The 19,272-nt window shown below is 70.3% G+C and carries 16 protein-coding genes; 14 read left to right on the plus strand and 2 right to left on the minus strand.

Annotated features, from left to right (window positions below; translation table 11 throughout):
* Window positions 1-19 precede the first annotated feature (19 nt).
* The 10 genes from IO40_RS0125250 (at window position 20) to IO40_RS0125300 (ending at window position 12,711) form a co-directional block, all read left to right on the plus strand.
* Window positions 20-1,294 carry an ABC transporter substrate-binding protein gene (locus IO40_RS0125250; protein ID WP_031025833.1) on the plus strand — a complete coding sequence of 425 codons (1,275 nt, stop codon included), beginning with the start codon at window positions 20-22 and terminating at the stop codon, window positions 1,292-1,294.
* A 94-nt stretch (window positions 1,295-1,388) separates the two neighbouring features.
* The gene (folC, locus tag IO40_RS0125255; RefSeq protein WP_031025832.1) at window positions 1,389-2,948 is read left to right on the plus strand and encodes a bifunctional tetrahydrofolate synthase/dihydrofolate synthase; all 1,560 of its coding nucleotides are present in this window, start codon (window positions 1,389-1,391) and stop codon (window positions 2,946-2,948) included.
* On the plus strand, window positions 2,949-3,314 hold the full coding sequence (locus IO40_RS0125260) for a DUF4233 domain-containing protein (protein ID WP_030408493.1): 366 nt from the start codon (window positions 2,949-2,951) through the stop codon (window positions 3,312-3,314).
* 147 nt (window positions 3,315-3,461) lie between these two features.
* Window positions 3,462-3,875 (plus strand): nucleoside-diphosphate kinase, encoded by a 414-nt coding sequence (gene ndk / locus IO40_RS0125265; RefSeq protein WP_016468965.1) that lies wholly within the window; start codon window positions 3,462-3,464, stop codon window positions 3,873-3,875.
* Window positions 3,876-4,115: 240 nt separating this feature from the next.
* The gene (locus tag IO40_RS0125270; protein WP_016468964.1) at window positions 4,116-5,135 is read left to right on the plus strand and encodes a rod shape-determining protein; all 1,020 of its coding nucleotides are present in this window, start codon (window positions 4,116-4,118) and stop codon (window positions 5,133-5,135) included.
* Window positions 5,136-5,288: 153 nt separating this feature from the next.
* On the plus strand, window positions 5,289-6,224 hold the full coding sequence (gene mreC, locus IO40_RS0125275) for a rod shape-determining protein MreC (RefSeq protein WP_016468963.1): 936 nt from the start codon (window positions 5,289-5,291) through the stop codon (window positions 6,222-6,224).
* Window positions 6,225-6,233: 9 nt separating this feature from the next.
* Window positions 6,234-6,959 (plus strand): rod shape-determining protein MreD, encoded by a 726-nt coding sequence (mreD, locus tag IO40_RS0125280; RefSeq protein WP_030408495.1) that lies wholly within the window; start codon window positions 6,234-6,236, stop codon window positions 6,957-6,959.
* A gap of 174 nt (window positions 6,960-7,133) precedes the next feature.
* Entirely contained in the window at window positions 7,134-9,452 is a 2,319-nt protein-coding gene (gene mrdA, locus IO40_RS0125285) for a penicillin-binding protein 2 (RefSeq protein ID WP_016468961.1), read from the plus strand.
* Complete coding sequence (rodA, locus tag IO40_RS0125295; RefSeq protein WP_016468960.1) at window positions 9,449-10,648, plus strand: rod shape-determining protein RodA; 1,200 nt, start codon at window positions 9,449-9,451, stop codon at window positions 10,646-10,648. The genes mrdA and rodA overlap by 4 nt, the downstream gene beginning before the upstream one ends.
* 137 nt (window positions 10,649-10,785) lie before the next feature.
* Window positions 10,786-12,711 (plus strand): TIGR03960 family B12-binding radical SAM protein, encoded by a 1,926-nt coding sequence (locus IO40_RS0125300; protein ID WP_030408498.1) that lies wholly within the window; start codon window positions 10,786-10,788, stop codon window positions 12,709-12,711.
* A 267-nt stretch (window positions 12,712-12,978) separates the two neighbouring features.
* On the opposite strand, the gene IO40_RS0125305 is transcribed toward IO40_RS0125300, so the two are convergent.
* On the minus strand, window positions 12,979-14,553 hold the full coding sequence (locus IO40_RS0125305) for a recombinase family protein (protein WP_030408499.1): 1,575 nt from the start codon (window positions 14,551-14,553) through the stop codon (window positions 12,979-12,981).
* Window positions 14,554-14,737: 184 nt separating this feature from the next.
* Between IO40_RS0125305 and IO40_RS39495 the strand changes: the two genes are divergently transcribed.
* Window positions 14,738-14,869, plus strand: a complete 132-nt coding sequence (locus IO40_RS39495; RefSeq protein WP_258775743.1) for a hypothetical protein — start codon at window positions 14,738-14,740, stop codon at window positions 14,867-14,869.
* Between the two features lie 541 nt (window positions 14,870-15,410).
* Here the strand turns inward: IO40_RS39495 and IO40_RS0125310 are convergent.
* A complete protein-coding gene (locus IO40_RS0125310; protein ID WP_030408500.1) occupies window positions 15,411-15,746 on the minus strand; it encodes a hypothetical protein in 336 nt (111 codons plus the stop codon).
* A 336-nt stretch (window positions 15,747-16,082) separates the two neighbouring features.
* Between IO40_RS0125310 and IO40_RS0125315 the strand changes: the two genes are divergently transcribed.
* From IO40_RS0125315 to IO40_RS0125325, 3 genes are all read left to right on the plus strand, one after another.
* Window positions 16,083-16,877, plus strand: coding sequence for a VOC family protein (locus tag IO40_RS0125315; RefSeq protein WP_016468957.1), 795 nt, complete (start codon window positions 16,083-16,085; stop codon window positions 16,875-16,877).
* A gap of 95 nt (window positions 16,878-16,972) precedes the next feature.
* Complete coding sequence (locus IO40_RS0125320) at window positions 16,973-18,118, plus strand: hypothetical protein (protein WP_031025827.1); 1,146 nt, start codon at window positions 16,973-16,975, stop codon at window positions 18,116-18,118.
* Window positions 18,119-18,375: 257 nt separating this feature from the next.
* Entirely contained in the window at window positions 18,376-19,185 is an 810-nt protein-coding gene (locus IO40_RS0125325; protein WP_031176195.1) for a TIGR03936 family radical SAM-associated protein, read from the plus strand.
* The last annotated feature ends 87 nt before the right edge of the window (window positions 19,186-19,272 follow it).

Consider the following 19,272-nt stretch of genomic DNA (forward strand, 5'->3'; position numbering starts at 1 on the left):
ACCATGGGTGGCAAGACCAGTGCATCGACGCCAGTTCCTCCTCGGCGCCTCCTCCCTCGCCGCCACGGCCGGCCTCGGCGTGGGACTCACCGGCTGCTCCGGCGGCAGCGGACGGAGCACGCTGACCGTCCTGGCCGCCAGCTACGACAAGAGCGTCGGCTCCGGCATCACCGAACAGTGGAACGACGTCATCCACGCCTTCGGCAGGAAACACCCCGACATCGAGGTGGACCTCCAGCTCGTCCCCTTCACCCGGATCGACCAGGAGCTGGCCCGGCGCGTCAAGGACGGCGACCCGCCCGACATCTCGCAGGGCAACGTCTTCGCCGGGTACGCCGAGGACGGTGACCTCTACCACGCCAGCGACGTCTTCAAGATCCCCGTCCAGGCGGACTTCATCGCCTCCTTCGCCCAGGCCGGCGAGGTCGACTTCGCCCAGTACGGCATCCCGTTCCTGGCCAGCACCCCGCGGCTCTTCTACAACACCGCCCTCTTCGAGAAGGCCGGGCTCAGCGGCCCGCCCGGCAGCTGGGCCGAGCTGCGCTCCGCCGCCCAGGCCCTCAAGAAGGCCGGGGTGCACACCCCCTACGGCCTGGCCATGGGACCCGAGGCCGCCGAGGACGAGGCCCTCGCCTGGATGCTGGCGGCGGACGGCGGCTACGCCAGCTCCGCCGGGTACGACTTCGTCAAGAGCGAGAACGTCCACGCCCTGACCTGGCTGCGCACCCGGCTGGTCGCCGACGGACTGGCCGGCCCCGACCCCGCCGGGCTGACCCGTACCAAGGCGTACGAGGGCTTCCTCAAGGGGCGGATCGCCATGATGAACGCGCACCCCCTGCTGCTGGGCAGCGCCCGGCAGGCCAAGGTGCCCTGCGCACACGCCCCCTTCCCCAAGGAGAACGGCGGCGCCGCCCCGCCGGTGGGCCTGTCGGACTGGCTGATGGCGTTCCGGGCCGGAGGCCGCCGCAAGGAGTGCTCCGCCTTCTTGAACTTCCTCTACCAGGTCACCTCCGTACGCCGGTACGGCACCGGACAGGGCACCCTGCCCGTCACCGTCTCCGGGTCCCGCGCCCTGCGCAGCGAGCCGGCCGGCAAGCCGCTGCGCGCGTTCATCGACCAGATGCCCGACGCGGAGTTCCAGCCGATGGGCCGCCGCTCCTGGCCGGCCGTCCGCACCCGGGTGCAGCGCACCATCGGCAAGGCCGTCGAGCCCAAGGGGCCCTCGCCGCGCGCCGTGCTCGACGCCCTGCAGAAGGCCGCCGACGAGGCGGAGCGCACCGCGCAGCACCAGTAGGCCCCCGGGCCGCCGCCACCCTGCCCCGGGCGGGGCGGGGCGGCACCCGCCCGCCCCGCCCGGGGCCGCGGTGCTCTTCCGTAGACTGGTCCGCGTGAGCGACGAGCCCCAGCCCCACGAACCCGACCCCTCCTCGTCCCGGCCCTCCGAGTCGTTCGACAGCGCCGAGTCGCCCGACGCCTTCGAGGAGATCGTCGGGGAGGAGACCGACCGCGATCCGGACCTCGCGGTGATCGAGGCGGGCAGCCGCACCCTGCGGGCCCAGGCCGGACCCCCGCAGCCCGACGTGGTGCCGGGCCGGCCCGAGGACCCGGAGGTGGACCGGGCGCTGCGCGCGGTGGAGGAGGAGCTGGCCACCCGCTGGGGCGAGACCAAGCTGGACCCCTCGGTCGAGCGGATCGCCGCCCTGGTGGACGTGCTGGGCCAGCCGCAGCGCTCCTACCCGTCCATCCACATCACCGGCACCAACGGCAAGACCACCACGGCCCGCATGATCGAGGCGCTGCTCGGCGCCTTCGAGCTGCGCACCGGCCGCTACAGCTCCCCGCACGTGCAGTCGGTCACCGAGCGCATCAGCATCGACGGCGCACCGGTGCCGGCCGAGCGGTTCATCGAGACGTACCAGGACATCAAGCCGTACGTGGAGCTGGTCGACGCCCAGCAGGACTACCGGCTCTCCTTCTTCGAGGTGCTGACCGGCATGGCGTACGCCGCCTTCGCCGACGCGCCCGTGGACGTGGCCGTCGTCGAGGTCGGCATGGGCGGCACCTGGGACGCCACCAACGTCATCGACGCGAGCGTCGCCGTCGTCACCCCCATCTCCCTCGACCACACCGACCGGCTCGGCGACACGCCCGAGAAGATCGCCACGGAGAAGTCCGGCATCGTCAAGCAGGACGCCACCGTGGTGCTCGCCCAGCAGCCGGTCGAGGCCGCCTCCGTCATCCTCAAGAAGGCCGTCGAGGTGGACGCCACCGTCGCCCGCGAGGGCATGGAGTTCGGTGTCGTCTCCCGGCAGCTCGCGGTCGGCGGCCAGCAGCTGACGCTGCGCGGCCTGGGCGGTGAGTACCCCGACATCTTCCTGCCGCTGCACGGCGCCCACATGGCGCACAACGCCAGTGTGGCGCTGGCGGCCGTCGAGGCGTTCTTCGGCATCGGCCAGCAGCACGCCCGCACCCTCGACCTCGACGTGGTGCGCCAGGCGTTCGCCTCCGTCACATCGCCCGGCCGGCTGGAGGTCGTGCGCACCAGCCCCACGGTGCTGCTGGACGCCGCCCACAACCCGGGCGGCGCGCGGGCCACCGCCGAGGCCGTCAGCGAGGCGTTCGGCTTCTCCCGGCTGGTCGGTGTCGTCGCCCCCAGCGCCGACAAGGACGTGCGCGGACTGCTGGAGGCCTTCGAGCCGGTCTTCGCCGAGGTCGTGGTCACCCGCAACTCCAGCCACCGGTCCATGGACGTGGACGAACTGGCCGCCGTCGCCGTGGAGGTCTTCGGCGACGAGCGGGTGCAGGTCGAGCCGCGGCTGGACGCGGCACTGGAGGAAGCGGTCACCCTCGCCGAGGAGGAGGGCGAGTACGCGGGAGCCGGGGTGCTGGTCACCGGCTCGGTCATCACGGTCGGCGAGGCCCGGCTGCTGCTGCGAGGGAGGCGCTAGATGCGGACCCTGTGTGCGTCCACGCTGATCGGCGAGTTCTTCATCGTCGGTTTCGCCGGATTGGTCGCGATGCGAACGAGTGACCTTTCCGTGACCACCGTATGGACGGTCAGCGGGATCGCCATGGTGCTCTGCGTGCTGCTGTGCGGATTCCTCACCCGGCCGGGTGGCGTGCAGCTCGGATGGGCGCTCCAGATCGCATTGATCGCCAGCGGTTTCGTCGTCCCGACGATGTTTTTCCTCGGCGCCTGTTTCGCGGCGCTGTGGTGGGCCTCGGTGCATTTCGGCAAGAAGATCGACGAGGCGAAGGCGCGGTTCGCCGAGCAGGCCGGGACCGAGCGTGCCCCCGAGCCGGACGCTGTGTGAGACACCTGCCCTCACCCATGTAGCCTCTTTTGACCGCCGGGCCCACGACCGCGTCGGAACGCCCGGCCCGGCGGCGCCTGCCCTCCCCAGCCTTCGGCCGGGAGGTGCCCCCAGCCGTCCGCACGACCAGCCAAGGAGCACCACACCATGAGCCAGCGCACCCTCGTCATCCTCAAGCCCGACGCCGTCGCGCGCGGACTGATGGGCGAGATCATCGGCCGTATCGAGCGCAAGGCCGGCTGGACCATCGCGGCGCTGGAACTGCGCACCCTGGACCGTGCCACGCTGGAGCAGCACTACGCCGAGCACGAGGGGCGCCCCTTCTACGAGCCGCTGGTGGAGTTCATGTCCTCGGGGCCGTCCGCCGTCATGGTGGTCGAGGGCGAGCGGGTGATCGAGGGCATCCGTGCCCTGGCCGGTCCGACCGACCCGATCGCGGCCCCGCCCGGATCGGTGCGCGGCGACTTCGGCACCATCGTGCGGGAGAACCTGATTCACGCCTCCGACTCGGAGGAGTCCGCCCAGCGGGAGCTGAAAATCTTCTTCCCGAGTTTCGCCTGAGGCGCGAGCGAACACCGGGACGGAAGAGACTCAACAGCCGTCTCCGACACGACGTCACCATTACGGTGGCCGTTCCCACTTCCCCCGACAATGGCGGAGGAACCGTCTCTACGTGTTCGAGCAAGCGCGTCTACGATGGAACCCGCGCGCTTCGAGCATGGCGGCGCGTACCCACATCCTTCCGTAGCCGCACACCACATCGCCCCACTTGGAAGGCCAGACGCATCCATGGGAACCAACATGTCGTTCATCGGCCGTGATATGGCTGTCGACCTCGGGACCGCCAACACGCTGGTGTACGTCAGGGGTCGCGGGATCGTCCTCAACGAGCCGTCCGTCGTCGCGATCAACACCAACACCGGCGGCATTCTCGCGGTCGGCGCCGAAGCCAAGAAGATGATCGGCCGCACCCCTGGCAACATCGTGGCCGTCCGCCCCCTCAAGGACGGCGTCATCGCGGACTTCGAGATCACCGAGCGGATGCTCCGCTACTTCATTCTCAAGATCCACAAGCGGCGTTATCTCGCCCGGCCCCGCGTGGTGGTGTGCGTGCCCTCCGGTATCACGGGAGTGGAGCGCCGCGCCGTCATCGAGGCGTCCACCCAGGCGGGCGCCCGGCAGGTGCACATCATCGAGGAGCCGATGGCGGCGGCGATCGGCTCCGGCCTGCCCGTCCACGAGGCCACCGGGAACATGGTGGTCGACATCGGCGGCGGCACCACCGAGGTCGCCGTCATCTCGCTCGGCGGGATCGTCACCGCGCAGTCCATCAGGGTGGCCGGCGACGAACTCGACAACGCGATCATCCAGCACATCAAGAAGGAGTACAGCCTCCTTCTCGGTGAGCGCACCGCCGAATCCATCAAGATCACCATCGGCTCGGCGTACGACCTGGAGAAGGACGAGCACACCGAGATCCGCGGCCGTGACCTCGTCAGCGGGCTGCCCAAGACGGTGGTGATCTCCGCCGCCGAGGTCCGCAAGGCCATCGAGGAACCGGTCAACGCGATCGTGGACGCGGTCAAGACCACCCTCGACAAGTGCCCGCCCGAACTGTCGGGCGACGTGATGGACCGCGGCATCGTCCTCACCGGGGGCGGCGCCCTGCTGCGCGGCCTGGACGAGCGGCTCCGCCGCGAGACGGGCATGCCGATCCACATCGCCGAGGACCCGCTGGACTCCGTCGCCCTGGGCTCCGGCAAGTGCGTCGAGGAGTTCGAGGCACTCCAGCAGGTGCTCGACGCCCAGCCGCGTCGCTGACCGGCGGGCTGCCGGCGCCGGCCGGCGGGCACACAGCACACCTGTACGCAACAACTGACCGTTCACGCGGCGGGTCGTACGAAGGCAGTGGCGCCGCCGCCACGCACCCCGCCCCGGCGGGGCTGCCCCACGAGAAAGGCACGGCCGCCGCACGTGAGGGACACACGAGAAAGCCGGCTGCTGCTCGTCCTGCTGGTCGCCATCGCGTTCGCACTGATCACGGTGGACCTCAGAGGGGGCGAGCAGTCTCCGCTCGACGGGGCGCGGCAGGGGGCCGCCTCCGTCCTTGGTCCGGTCGAAAGCGGCGTGGCATCGGCGGTCAACCCCGTCGGCAACGCCATCGCCGCCGTCCGCGACTCGGGTGACCGCCACGACAGAATCACCCGGCTGGAGCGGGAGAACGCGGCGCTCAAGCAGGAACTCGGCTCCGACGACCGCAACCGCGCCCGGGCGAAGGAACTGGACAAACTGCTCAAGACCGCCGGCGCCGGCGGCTACGGCGTCAAGGGCGCCCAGGTCGTCGCGATCGGCGCGGCACAGGGCTTCTCCTGGACCGTCACCCTCGACGCGGGCCGCGAGGACGGCATCCGCCGCGACATGACCGTCATCAACGGCGACGGACTGGTGGGCCGCGTCACCACCGTGGGCCCCGCCACCTCCACCGTGGTGCTGGCCAACGACCCCGACTTCACCGTCGGCACCCGGATGGAGAACAGCAACGAACTCGGATTCGCCACCGGACGCGGCGGCAACGCGCTCAGCGTGCAACTGCTCAACGGCAAGGCCAAGGTGAAGAAGGGCGACCGGCTCGTCACCTTCGGCTCCAGCGACGACAAACCGTTCGTCCCCGGCGTACCGGTCGGCGAGGTCACCAAGGTGGAACGGCACAAGGGCACCCTCACCCGCACCGTCCGCGTCAAGCCGTACGTCGGCTTCACCCGGCTGGACGTGGTCGGCATCGTCGTCCAACCCCCGCGCCAGAACCCGCGCGACGATGTCCTCAAGGTCAAGAAGCCGCCGAAACCCAAGCCCACACCCACGGTGACCGTGACCGCCACCCCCGGCGGCGAAACCCCGCCCAGGAGCTGACCCCACGTGGTGTACGTCAACCGGATGCTGCTCACGGCCGCTCTCGTGGTCGTCGCCCTCGTCGTCCAGGTCGCCGTCCTGGCCCGACTGCAACTGCCCGGCGCCGTGCCGGACCTGCTGCTCCTCGTCGTCCTCGGCCTCGCCCTCGTCTACGGGCACACCGCCGGCGCCCTCGTCGGCTTCTTCGCCGGACTGCTGGCCGACATCGCCCCGCCCGCCGACCACGCGGTCGGCCGCTACGCACTGGTGCTCTGCCTCATCGGCTACGCGGCCGGACTGACCAAACCGGAGGGCGGAGCCCACCGCTCGGCGACCGTACCGATGCTCGTCGTCGCCTCCGCCGCCATCTGCTCCACCCTGCTGTACGCCGGCGTCGGCGCCCTCGTCGGCGACACCGCCGCCCGCCAGGTCGGCCTCACCGGGCTGCTGATCACCGCCACCGTCTACGACCTGCTGCTCGCCCCGTTCACCGTCCCGCTGATCATGGCGCTGGCGCGCCGCGGCGAGAAGGACCCCATCGGCGCGGAGACCGGCGGCACCGGCGGCCTGCGCGCCTACGGCTGGCTGGGCTCCGGAACGGGCCTCACCACCTCCGGCACCGGGCTGCTGAGCAAGGGCGGCAAGGCACCGAAGATGGGCAAGGCCGGCAAGCGCAGCGCGCGCAACGCCAAGCCGGCCACCCTGGCCGCCGCACGCGGCAAGGCGGGCAAGATCAAGGGGGTCAAACGCCTGTGAGGACCCCCGCCCCGGCCCCCGCCCCGCGTACCTCGCCGACGCCGCCGGAGGGAGCGCCGCGCCCGCCCGGCCCCCTCCCGTCGCCCGACCACCGCCCCTCAAGGAGGCGCTGCGCGCCGTGAGCAACGCCCTCCCGTCGCCCGACCACCGCCCCCCAAGGAGGCGCTGCGCGCCGTGAGTAACATCCCCGAGACCGGCCGCTCCTCCCGTGTCACCATCCGGTTGATCGCCATCCAGATCCTGGTGATGTCACTGCTGCTGACCCTCGGCGGGCGGCTGTGGTACCTCCAGATCCGCAACGGTGACGAATACCAGAAGGAAGCCAAGGGCAACCACGTCCAGCAGGTCGTCGAGCCCGCCGTACGCGGCGCGATCCTCGACGCGCGCGGCATGCCGCTGGCCGACAACGAGACCCGGCTGGTGGTCTCCGCGTCCCGCACCGAACTGATGAAGCAGGACGACGGCGGCAAGGCCGTACTGGAACGCCTCGCCAAAGTCCTCCGCATGGACCCCAGGACCGTCCGCCAGAAGGTCCGCCTCTGCGACGCGAAGACCCCCCAGCCGTGCTGGAACGGGTCGCCCTACCAGCCGATCCCCGTCACGGACGACGCCAAGCCCCAGCAGGCCCTCCAGATCCGCGAACGCTCCGAGGACTTCCCCGGCATCAAGGCCGAACCCGAGGCCGTACGGCGCTACCCCGCGCCCTACGGGGCCAACACCGCACAGGCGCTCGGCTATCTCTCGCCCGTCACCGACGAGGAGATCGAGAAGGCCAAGGACAGCGACTCGCCCTTCCTGCCCTCCGACGAGATCGGCCGCTCCGGACTCGAACGCAGCTACGACAGCAAACTGCGCGGCAGCTCCGGCGTCACCCGCTACGAGGTGGACAACCTCGGCCGCGTCATGGGACAGGCCGAGAGCGAGAAGGCCAAGCCCGGCTCCAACCTGGTCACCTCCATCGACGCACGCGTCCAGGCCGTCGCCGAGAAGCAGCTCGACCAGGCCATGAAGAAGGCCCGCACCGAGTTCGACAAGAACACCGGCCGCAACTACAAGGCCGACGCCGGCGCCGTCGTCGTCATGGAGAACAAGACCGGCCGCGTCGTGGCGATGGCCTCCAACCCCGAGTACGACCCCAACGCCTGGGTCGGCGGCATCTCCGGCAAGGAGTACGCCAAACTCACCGGGAAGAACTCCAACTACCCGCTGCTCAACCGCGCCATCCAGGGGCTGGCCGCACCCGGCTCGATCTTCAAGGTCATCTCCACCTCCGCCGCCGTCAAGGCCGGCTACCCCTTCGACGGCAACTACGACTGCTCCTCGTCCTACGAGGTCGGCGGACAGACGTTCAAGAACTTCGAGTCGAAGGGCTACGGCAACATCGACCTGGGCCGCGCCCTGGAGGTCTCCTGCGACACCGTCTTCTACCGCCTCGCCTACAAGGAGTGGAAGAAGGACGGCGGGAACATGCCCAAGAAGGGCGCCCACGACTGGTTCTACAAGATGGCCCACGACTACGGGCTCGGCAAGGAGACCGGCGTGGACCTCCCCAACGAGGTCTCCGGCCGGGTCCCGGACCGCAAGTGGAAGAAGAACTACTGGGAGGCCAACAAGGACGCCTGGTGCAAACAGGCGAAGAACGGCGGCGGCAACCCCAGCTACGCCGAGAAGATCGCCAAGGAGAACTGCGCCTCCGGCATGAAGATGCGCGCCGGTGACAGCATCAACTACTCCATCGGCCAGGGCGACACCCTCGTCACCCCCATCCAGATGGCCACCATCTACGCGGCCCTCGGCAACGGCGGCACCCTCCACGACCCCACACTCGGCAAGGCGATCGTCAGCCCGGACGGCAAGTCGGTGCACGAGATCCGGCCCACGTCGCACGGCAAGCTGCCGATCAGCGACAAAACCCTCCACCAGATGGACGGCGCCCTCCAGGGCGTCGCCACCCGGGGCTCGGCGGCCTGGCGGTTCGGCGAGGCCGGCTGGCCCCAGGACAAGATCAAACTCCGCGCCAAGACCGGTACCGCCGAGGTCGCAGGCAAGCAGACCACCTCCTGGCTGGCCACCTACACCGACGACTTCACCGTCGTCATGACGATCTCCCAGGGCGGCACCGGCTCCGGCGCCTCCGGCCCCGCCGTCCGCAACATCTACAACGCCATGTACGGCGTGGGCGCCGACGGCGGCATCGACAAGAGCAAGGCACTGCTGCCCAAGCCGCAGGCGAAGCTGCCCAAGATCTCCAAGGACGGCACCATCGTGCCCCAGCGCGACAAGAAGCCCCGCGGCCAGAACGCCGAGCGGCCGGCCGACGCCCCCTCCGGCAGCCCCAGCGCGCCCCCCGGCGAACAGACCCCCGCCGAGTCCCCCGACACCCGCGGCGAGGCCCAGGCCGCCCGCCACGAGGGACAACGACAGCAGCACCGCAGGGACGGCACCCCGCCGGCCCGCGAGATCCGCCAGCTCGCCGGAGGTGAGCGGCGATGAGCTCCCGCAGCTTCGCACTCGGCGGCTACGGCCCCCGCCGCCGCTCCCTGTGGGACCGGCTCACCGCCCGCGACTCCGTCGTATGGCGGCTGGACTGGATCATGCTGCTGTCCGGCGCCGTGCTCGCCGTCATCGGCTCACTGCTCGTCTACTCCGCCACCCGCAACCGCACCGAGCTCAACCAGGGCGACCCGCAGTACTTCCTCGTCCGGCACGTCATCAGCCTGATCATCGGCATCGGCCTGATGATCGGCACCGTCTGGCTCGGACACCGCAGACTGCGCAGCGCCGTACCCGTGCTCTACGGCGTCACCGTGCTGCTGGCCGTCTGCGTGCTCACCCCGCTCGGCGCCACCATCAACGGCTCCCGGGCCTGGCTCAACCTCGGCGGCGGCTTCACCGTCCAGCCCGCCGAGTTCATCAAGATCACCGTCATCCTCGGCATGGCCATGCTGCTCGCCGCCAAGGTGGACGCCGGCGACCAGGAACACCCCGACCACCGCACCGTCCTCCAGGCCCTCGGCGTCGCCGCCCTGCCCGTCCTGGTCATCCTGATGATGCCGGACCTCGGCTCCGTCATGGTGCTGGTCTTCATCGTCCTCGCCGTCCTGCTGGCCTCCGGCGCCTCCAACCGCTGGATCATCGGCCTGTGCCTGGCCGGCGCCCTCGGAGCCGTCCTGGTGTGGGCGCTCGGACTGCTGGACGAGTACCAGATCAACCGCTTCGCCGCATTCGCCAACCCGGCCCTCGACCCCTCCGGCGTGGGCTACAACACCAACCAGGCCCGCATCGCCATCGGCTCCGGCGGCCTCACCGGAAAGGGACTCTTCGAGGGCACCCAGACGACCGGACAGTTCGTGCCCGAACAGCAGACCGACTTCGTCTTCACCGTCGCCGGGGAAGAACTCGGCTTCATCGGCGCCGGACTGATCCTCGTCCTCCTCGGCATCCTCATCTGGCGCGCCTGCCGCATCGCACGCGAGTCCACCGAGCTGTACAGCACCATCGTGGCCGCCGGGGTCATCGCCTGGTTCGCGTTCCAGGCGTTCGAGAACATCGGCATGACCCTCGGGATCATGCCCGTCGCCGGACTGCCGCTGCCGTTCGTCTCCTACGGCGGCACCTCCATGTTCGCCGTCTGGATCGCCGTCGGACTCCTGCAGTCCATCCGCACACAGAAACCCATAGCGGCCTGACCAGGGCCCGCCGCCTGCCCCGCCGCCCCCACGGCCCCGGCGGGGCAGACGGACCGGAAGGAAGCGAGCCGGGGGACGCGGCCACAACCGTTACTCTGGACGACTGGCCCTGTCCGTCGTACGAAAGCGCGCCCGAGATGCCCGTCGAGTCGGTGTTCCCCCAGCTAGAGGCCCTCCTGCCGCACGTTCAAAAGCCCATCCAGTACGTCGGCGGCGAGCTGAACTCCACCGTCAAGGAGTGGGACGAGACCGACGTGCGCTGGGCACTGATGTACCCGGACGCCTACGAGGTCGGCCTGCCCAACCAAGGCGTCATGATCCTCTACGAGGTCCTCAACGAACGCGAGGGCGTCCTCGCCGAACGCACCTACAGCGTCTGGCCCGACCTGGAGAAACTCATGCGGGAGAAGGGCGTCCCGCAATTCACCGTGGACGCCCACCGCCCCGTCGGCGCCTTCGACGTGCTCGGCGTCTCCTTCGCCACCGAACTGGGCTACACCAACCTGCTCACCGCCCTCGACCTGGCCGGCATCCCCCTCGAAGCCGCCGACCGCACCGTCGACCACCCCATCGTGATGGCCGGCGGGCACGCGGCGTTCAACCCGGAGCCCATCGCGGACTTCATCGACGTCGCGGTGATCGGCGACGGCGAACAGGCCGTGCTGGAGATCAGCGACATCATCCGCGACTGGAAGAACGAGGGCCGCCCCGGCGGCCGGGACGAACTGCTGCTGCGGCTGGCCAAGACCGGCGGCGTCTACGTACCGCGCTTCTACGACGTCGAATACCTGCCCGACGGCCGTATCGCCCGCGTCGTCCCCAACCGCTCCGGCGTCCCGTGGCGGGTCAGCAAGCACACCGTCATGGACCTCGACGAGTGGCCCTACCCCAAGCAGCCCCTCGTCCCCCTCGCCGAGACCGTCCACGAACGGATGTCCGTGGAGATCTTCCGCGGCTGCACCCGCGGCTGCCGCTTCTGCCAGGCCGGCATGATCACCCGCCCGGTCCGGGAGCGGTCCATCACCGGCATCGGCGAGATGGTCGACAAGGGACTGCGCAACACCGGCTTCGAGGAGGTCGGCCTCCTCTCCCTCTCCTCCGCCGACCACAGCGAGATCGGCGACATCGCCAAGGGACTGGCCGACCGCTACGAGGAGGACAAGGTCGGCCTCTCGCTGCCCTCCACCCGCGTCGACGCCTTCAACATCGACCTCGCCAACGAGCTGACCCGCAACGGACGCCGCTCCGGCCTCACCTTCGCCCCCGAAGGCGGCAGCGAGCGCATCCGCAAGGTCATCAACAAGATGGTCTCCGAGGACGACCTGATCCGCACCGTCGCCACCGCCTACGGCAACGGCTGGCGCCAGGTGAAGCTCTACTTCATGTGCGGCCTGCCGACCGAGACCGACGAGGACGTCCTCCAGATCGCCGACATGGCCACCCGCGTCATCGCCAAGGGCCGCGAGGTCGCGAAGTCCAACGACATCCGCTGCACCGTCTCCATCGGCGGCTTCGTCCCCAAACCGCACACCCCCTTCCAGTGGGCGCCGCAGCTGTCCGCGGAGCAGACCGACGAGCGGCTGGGCAAGCTGCGGGACAAGATCCGCGGCGACAAGAAGTACGGCCGCTCCATCGGCTTCCGCTACCACGACGGCAAGCCCGGCATCGTCGAGGGCCTGCTCTCGCGCGGTGACCGCCGCATCGGTGCGGTGATCCGCGAGGTGTACGAGCAGGGCGGCCGTTTCGACGGCTGGCGGGAGTACTTCTCCTACGACCTGTGGATGGAATCGGCCGCCAAGGCGCTGGCCGGCACCGGTGTGGACGTCGACTGGTACACCACCCGCGAGCGCTCCTACGAGGAGGTCCTGCCCTGGGACCACCTCGACTCCGGCCTGGACAAGGACTGGCTGTGGGAGGACTGGCAGGACGCCCTCGACGAGACCGAGGTCCCCGACTGCCGCTGGGACCCCTGCTTCGACTGCGGGGTGTGTCCTCAGATGGACACGACCATACAAATCGGTCCGACCGGCAAGAAGCTGCTCCCGCTCACGGTCAAGAAATAGCCTGACCAGCGGTGACGCCCTCCGGGGAATGGGCGAGGCGCTTGCCGACACGCAGCAAATCTCGACGGCCGAGTGGGTATGAGGGCGCGCGGAGGCGCCTGGACGAACCTGTCCGGGCGCCTCTCGGCGTTCCCGGCCCTTGTCACGGACAACGCGCACAGCTGCGAGAGTGCGTAGCTTCCTCCTCGTCCACATGCCCGGCGACCGCAGCAAGGCAGTGGTCCGTAGACCGGCAAAAGCTGCCCGGAGGGGTATGTCTCCGGTTCGTCAGCGTCTTGCGGGAAAGTCGTCGCCCTTGATGACCAGGCGTTCCCTCACGTCACGAGGGATCTTCAACCGCAGTTGCACGGACGGAGCGCGCACCCCCTGGACCTTCTTGCGGGTCACCTCGCAGGTCACACCCACGCGGCGCAGGTCCTCGGCCATGGCCTCCATGCCGCCCGCTTCCCACATCTGACGGAAGGTCCTGCCGTTGTGCACCAGGATCCAACGGTCCTGGGTGGTCTCGGGGTCGATGGCGTTCAACTTTCCCGTGAGCTCTTCGAGCGTCTTCTCCGCTCGCTCCCGAGTGAACCGGGTCTTCGTGAAACGGCCTCCCGGCGCGAGCTCCGTCATGTAGTGGGAGATGGCTTCTTCGAGCCGCTCGACTTCGGCACGAGCCTCGGCGCCTGGCGCGTACTCCCGGACTTGGACGGGAAAGTCACCGAGAAGGCGGAGCACATCGTCCACGAGGATGTCGTAGACGTTCTGCGGGCCGGGTGCTCCGAGGCCGCCGCCTTTGCACTTACCGCACCGCAGATAGCTGTAGGTCCTGCCGTTTCTCCGGTTCCTCTGCACGGTCATGTTGGTCGAGCAGTCGGCGCAGATCAGTACGCCGAGGAACCGCGTCGCTCCACCCGCTTGTCGTGTGGGCTGTTCTTTGGCCCTGCGGTCCAGTGCGGCCTGCAGGGTGTGGAACTCCTCGTGGGTGAAGAGCGGGGGGCCGACCCGTATCGGCTTGCCGCCGTCGCCGAGGACGAGCTGGCTCCGTCGCTTCCCGCCCTGCTTGTTCTCCGCTACGCGGTAGCCCATGAGCGCGGGGTTACGGAGGCGGCGGAGAAGAGTCGACGTGGTGAGACCTGCCGACATGAGTCCGGAGCGGACGAGACAGCGGGCCATACGTCGGGCGGACACACCTCTGAGCGCCATACGCCGGGCCCAGTGCAGTGCCCTGTGGGCGCACGGCTCGATGGCGAGTGCCGGTTTCCCGTCCACTTTCGTGGTGACGTACCCGTAGGCCGGCTTGCCGACGAGCCATGAGTCCTGGGTACGCGCGTAGTCCCACAGCGATGTGACGCGGGTCGAGGTGTTCGCCGCCTCGATCTCGGCGATTCCGCCGATGAGCGTGACCATGCTCCGACCCAGAGTCGTACTGAGGTCGATCGCGTCGTGCTTCGACACGAGGTTCTTCCCGTACCGCTCACACCACTCGATCATCGCGGAGAGATCCGTCACCCGGCGGATGAAGCGGTCGAGCTTCCAGAAGAGCAGCGCGTCGAACTCCGGAACCCGATTGTTGATCCACTCGCCGAGCTCCCTCCGTCTCCACGGGGGAACCTTCGTCGCCGACACGTTGAGGTCGGAGGCGACGCCGACGACGCGATACCCCTTCTGCCTGGCCAGGAGACGCAGGTCGAGTTCCTGTCGCACAGGGGACGTCGTGTCCGCGGTCAACACGGACAGGCGGACGGAGAGGAGTGCACGCGGTGCGTTCTCGGGCAGGAGAGCCTCCGCCCGTTTCAGATTTTCCAATTGGGCCAGGGCTGAGGTCGTCCACTCGGGTCCGCCGTCGTACGTCTTCACGGCTGCGGAGAGTACAGAGCAGAGGCGGGGGTCGCTTTGTTGTCTCCTGCACGGAAAGACATATTGAGTCTCAGCTTGACTGTGGTGAACCACTCGGTCAGTTGAACGCCTGGTCGCATGTTCGGATATGCCGCGTCCGTCTGTCGGTCAGAAGTCCTGCGGCGCGGCGTTTGGAGAGCACGCTATGGAATTTCTGTACCTGTCCGATGCCAAGCTCGAAGAATTCCTCTTCGCGAAGGGGAAAGGGCTCACCCGTCGGGCTGTGGAGACGGAAGTGTCGGCGCTCGGCGCCGGGAATGCGGGTGGCCCCGGGTGAACCGCTGACGGCGGAAGAGGCGCTTGGGCGTCGTCTGCAGCGTGTGTGGGACTGCGTCAGCGCCAAGTGTGGGGCTCACACGAACGTTCCGGGCTCCTGCCAGTCGCTTGCCGCCTATGACTGGCTTGAATTCGCGGGTTTCTTCCGGCATTGGTCCAGGGTCCGAGACGGAGGAAATTTCGAACGACGTTCGGGTTGTCGTCTACGCGAATGGGGTCCGGGTCGGACTGACTGGACGATGTGGCCGCCTCATTGTGGCGACTCCTTTTACGTGGAGGCCGTGCCGCGTCCCCGGCGCGGAGCCATTCGGACAGTCGGCCTCAGCCGGCGTGCGGCGGGGATGGCGGCGAAGGTTTCTGCATCGCGGAACATGACGGACGGCTGTGCAGCTGTCATCCGTGCCGCTGGGCCTCAGATGGACACGACCATCCAGATCGGTCCGACCGGCAAGAAGCTGTTGCCGTTGTCCGTCGTCAACAAGTGAGACCGGCGGGGGCCGTGGTGTGCGGCACCACGGCCCCCGCTACCGCTCGGACCCGGTTCAGCCCTCGTTCTGGTCCTGCTCCGAGCCCTCGATCTCGAACGGCGCCTTCGCACCCTTGCCCTTCGCGACGTTCTTGATGTCGCCCGTGCGGATCGCCTCGTTCTGGGCCGCCACGCCGACCTTCTTGGAGTTCTGGACCCAGTTGGACGCCAGGTTGCCGGGGCCGAACTCGTTGGCGAACTGGGCGTCGCCGCGGCCGACGTAGACGTTGATGACGTCCTCCGGCGCGGTGTTGCCCTTGCCGTGACCGGCGGCCGAGGCGGCGGGGGCGACGGAGACGGCGACACCGGCCGCGATCAGGACGGTGGCGGCGTTGCGGACGAGCTTCCTCATGTGTTCCTCAACTCTTCTCGTGACAAGGAACGTGGCCTCCCGGACGGGAAGCGTGATGATCCTTTCCGCCTATGGCCCGACGGTCCGACTATCAGCGTGTGTGATCACCTGTTCCGGGCGCAGAACATGGGCCGAACGGCCGTCGGATGCGCCCCACTTGTCGCAACCTCCCGGCGGTGCCGGGCCGGCGGGCGCCGGAAGGGCGTGGTGGCGCCGAGTGGCGGGACCGTCCGGGGGCGGGGAGCCTGGGAGGGGAGTGTGGCGCGGCCGGACGGCCGGCCCGGTGGCCCGTCCGTCGGGCCCTCGCGCCGCCCGTCCCGCCGTCGAGGAGGCACGATGCCCGAGGTCGTCTCCGGCTACCGGCCCGGTACGCCCTGCTGGACCGATCTGGCCGCCCCGGACCAGCAGGCGGCGCTGGATTTCTACAGCCGCGTGTTCGGCTGGTCCGGCCGGATCGGCCCTCCGGAGCGGGGCGGCTACAGCATCTGTGAGGCCGGCGGGCTGCCGGTTGCCGGGATCAGTGCGGCGGAGCCGCCGGGGGAGGGGCCGCCACCGCCGACTGTGTGGACCACGTATCTGTCGGTGGCCGATGCGGACGCCACGGTGCGGGCGGTGGTCACCGCGGGCGGGCAGACGGTGATGCCGGTGACGGACGTGATGAACCTCGGCAGGACGGCTGTGCTGGCCGACCCCACGGGTGGAGTGTTCGGCATCTGGCAGCCGCGTGACTTCGCGGGTGCGGGTCTCGTCAACGAGCACGGTGCCATGATCTGGAACGAGCTCAACACCACCGACCGGCCCGCGGCCTCCGCCTTCTACCGGGCCGCGCTCGGCATCGACAGCGCGCCCATGGAGGACGGCGGCGAGACCTACTTCTCGTTGCTGGCCGACGGCCGGGAGGTCGGCGGTATGCAGGCCATGCCGGAGGGCGTCCCCGCCGGTACCCCTTCCCACTGGCTGGTGTACTTCGCCGTCGACGACGCCGACCGGACGGCGGCGACGGCGACCGCGGCCGGGGGCTCGGTGCTCAAGGCGCCCTTCGACATGGTGGCGGGACGGATGGCCGTGCTGGCCGATTCGCAGGGGGCGCCCTTCGCGGTCCTCACGCCCCGTCCGCTGAACGAGGGCTGAGGGCGGGGCCGCCTCTCTCCGGGCCGGCCTGCGCTGTTACCGGATCGCCACAGCCTCTTGCGAACCGGTGTGCGGACGGTCGCGTCCCCCACGGCGTGACCGGATACCAGCCACGCCACGCCTCCGCCCCGAGCCCGCGCGGGCACGAGCCCGAGGGCTGTCTGACGGTGGCCGTACGGCTGCCGGTGCGTGTGGTGATGTTCGTCCTGGTGCTGCCGGTGCGGCTGGTGTGGGACGGGCTGGTGGCCGCGGGGCGGGCCTTCCGCCGCGGCGTCCTGGGCCCGGTGGGCCGCGCCCTGTCCTGGCTGGGCCGGGTGCTCCTCGTCACACCGGCACGGTGGACCTGGCACCGTCTCGTCGTTCCTCTGGGCCGCGGTCTGGCCGTGGTGTTCCGCTGGACGGTGACGGCCCTGTTCGTGTGGCCCTGGGCCGCCCTGTGGCGGTACGTCCTGCTGCCGGTGGGACGGGGCGCCGGGTGGCTGGGGCGGGGGCTGGCCGCCGCCGGTGCCTTCCTCGGCCGGGTGCTGGTCGTCGTCCCCGTCACCTGGGTGCACACCCGTCTTCTGGTGCCGCTCGCCCGGGCTGTCGGCCGCGGCTGCGGGCTGCTGGGGCGGTACCTGTTCGTCCTGCCCGCCGTGCTGCTGTGGCGTCATGTGCTCGCCCCCGCCGGGCGGGGCACCGGTCTGGCCCTCGCCTGGCTGTGGCGGTGGCTGGTGGCCGCCCCCGCCGCCGCCCTGCACCGGTATGTGCTCGTCCCGCTGGGGCGCGCGGTGGTGGCCGCCGTCCGCGGAACGGGTGCCGTCCTGCTCCTGCTGGGGCGGTACCTGCTCGTCGTGCCGCTCGTCGCGCTGTACCGGTGGGTCCTGGCCCCGGCGGGGCGCGGCCTGGCCCTCGTCGTACGGGAGATCGCCGCGGCTGCCGCGGTGGCCTGGCGGGTGACCGGCCGGGTGACCGCCTTTCTCCTGCGGGGTGCCGGGCGGGTGCTGTACGTGCTGCTGGTGGCGCCGCTCATCGGCCTGTGGCGTCACGTGCTCGCCCCCTTCGGCCGGGTGCTGCGCGGCTGGGTGTGGCAGCCGGTGGCCGCCGCCTGCCGTGCGGCGGGGCGCGCCTTGCGGTCCGCCGGATATTCGGTGCGCTCGGCCCTGCGGGCGGCGCGGGCATCGGTCCGGTCGGCGCGGGCGGAGATACGGCGCGCCCTGTTCGGGGTGCCCCGCTCCCGGGAGCGGGAGCCGCTGCCGTAGAGCAGCCGCGTACCCTGGACAGAAGGATCATCCGCACAAACGCACAACGCGTCCGTCGGGCGGCGCCCGGTGGCCGCTGTCGCGTAACGGCCGCGGGCACCGCGCTCCGCCGCGCGGGCGCCGGCCCGGCCGGTGCGGACTTCCGCCGACCTATCCGTCCTGTCCGACAGGGGCGGCCCGCTCCGCGTGCCGCCCAGGCACATAGGAGAGAACCACTGGGCAAGCGACAGCCCGAAGGCCCGCCGCCCGCGCCCGCGGTGCAGCGCATCCGCCTGCGGTACACCAAGCGGGGCCGCCTTCGGTTCACCAGCCACCGCGACTTCCAGCGCGCCTTCGAGCGGGCGCTGCGCCGGGCCGAGGTCCCCATGGCCTACTCCGCCGGCTTCACCCCGCATCCGAAGGTCAGCTACGCCAACGCCGCTCCCACCGGCACCGGCAGCGAGGCCGAGTACCTGGAGATCGCCCTCGTCCAGCGGCGTGACCCCGAGGAGCTGCGCGCCCAGCTCAACGCCTGTATGCCGGACGGCCTCGACATCGTCGACGCCGTGGAGGCACACGGCTCCGACTTCACCGACCGGCTGCAGGCCTCCGAGTGGGAGCTGCGGCTCGACGGGGTCGGTGTCGACGAGGCGCGGGAGGCGGTCGCCGCGTTCCTCGCGGCCGGGACCGTCGAGGTGGAGCGGCAGACGAAGAAGGGCTTGCGCACTTTCGACGCCCGCGCCGCCGTCCTGGCGCTCTCCGCGGCCGGTCCGGGTCCCGCGCAGGGTGACGAGGCGAACACCTCTCCCGTCACCGATAGGCCGGGCGAGGGGGCCTGTGCGATACTGCGCCTGGTAGTACGGCACGTAACACCTGCTGTACGACCCGACGACGTCCTGTCCGGTCTCCGCGCTGCGGCCGGCCTGGCGCCGCCGGTCCCCGCAGCGGTGACCAGGCTGGCGCAGGGGCCGCTCGATGAGGAGACCGGCACGGTGACCGACCCGTTCGCACCCGACCGTGACGCGGTCCCGGAGCCCACCGGCTCCGGGGTTCCCAGCGCCGCGACGGTGCCGGGCGGCGCCGCGTAGGACGGCCGTCGAAGCCGCGCGCCGCCGCCGACGCACGCCAGGGAGCCACCCGGGCCGCTGTGCGGAAGGCGAGCGCACCGACCAGCA

The sequence above is a fragment of the Streptomyces albus subsp. albus genome (genome assembly GCF_000725885.1).
GTDB classification, from domain to species: Bacteria; Actinomycetota; Actinomycetes; order Streptomycetales; family Streptomycetaceae; genus Streptomyces; species Streptomyces albus.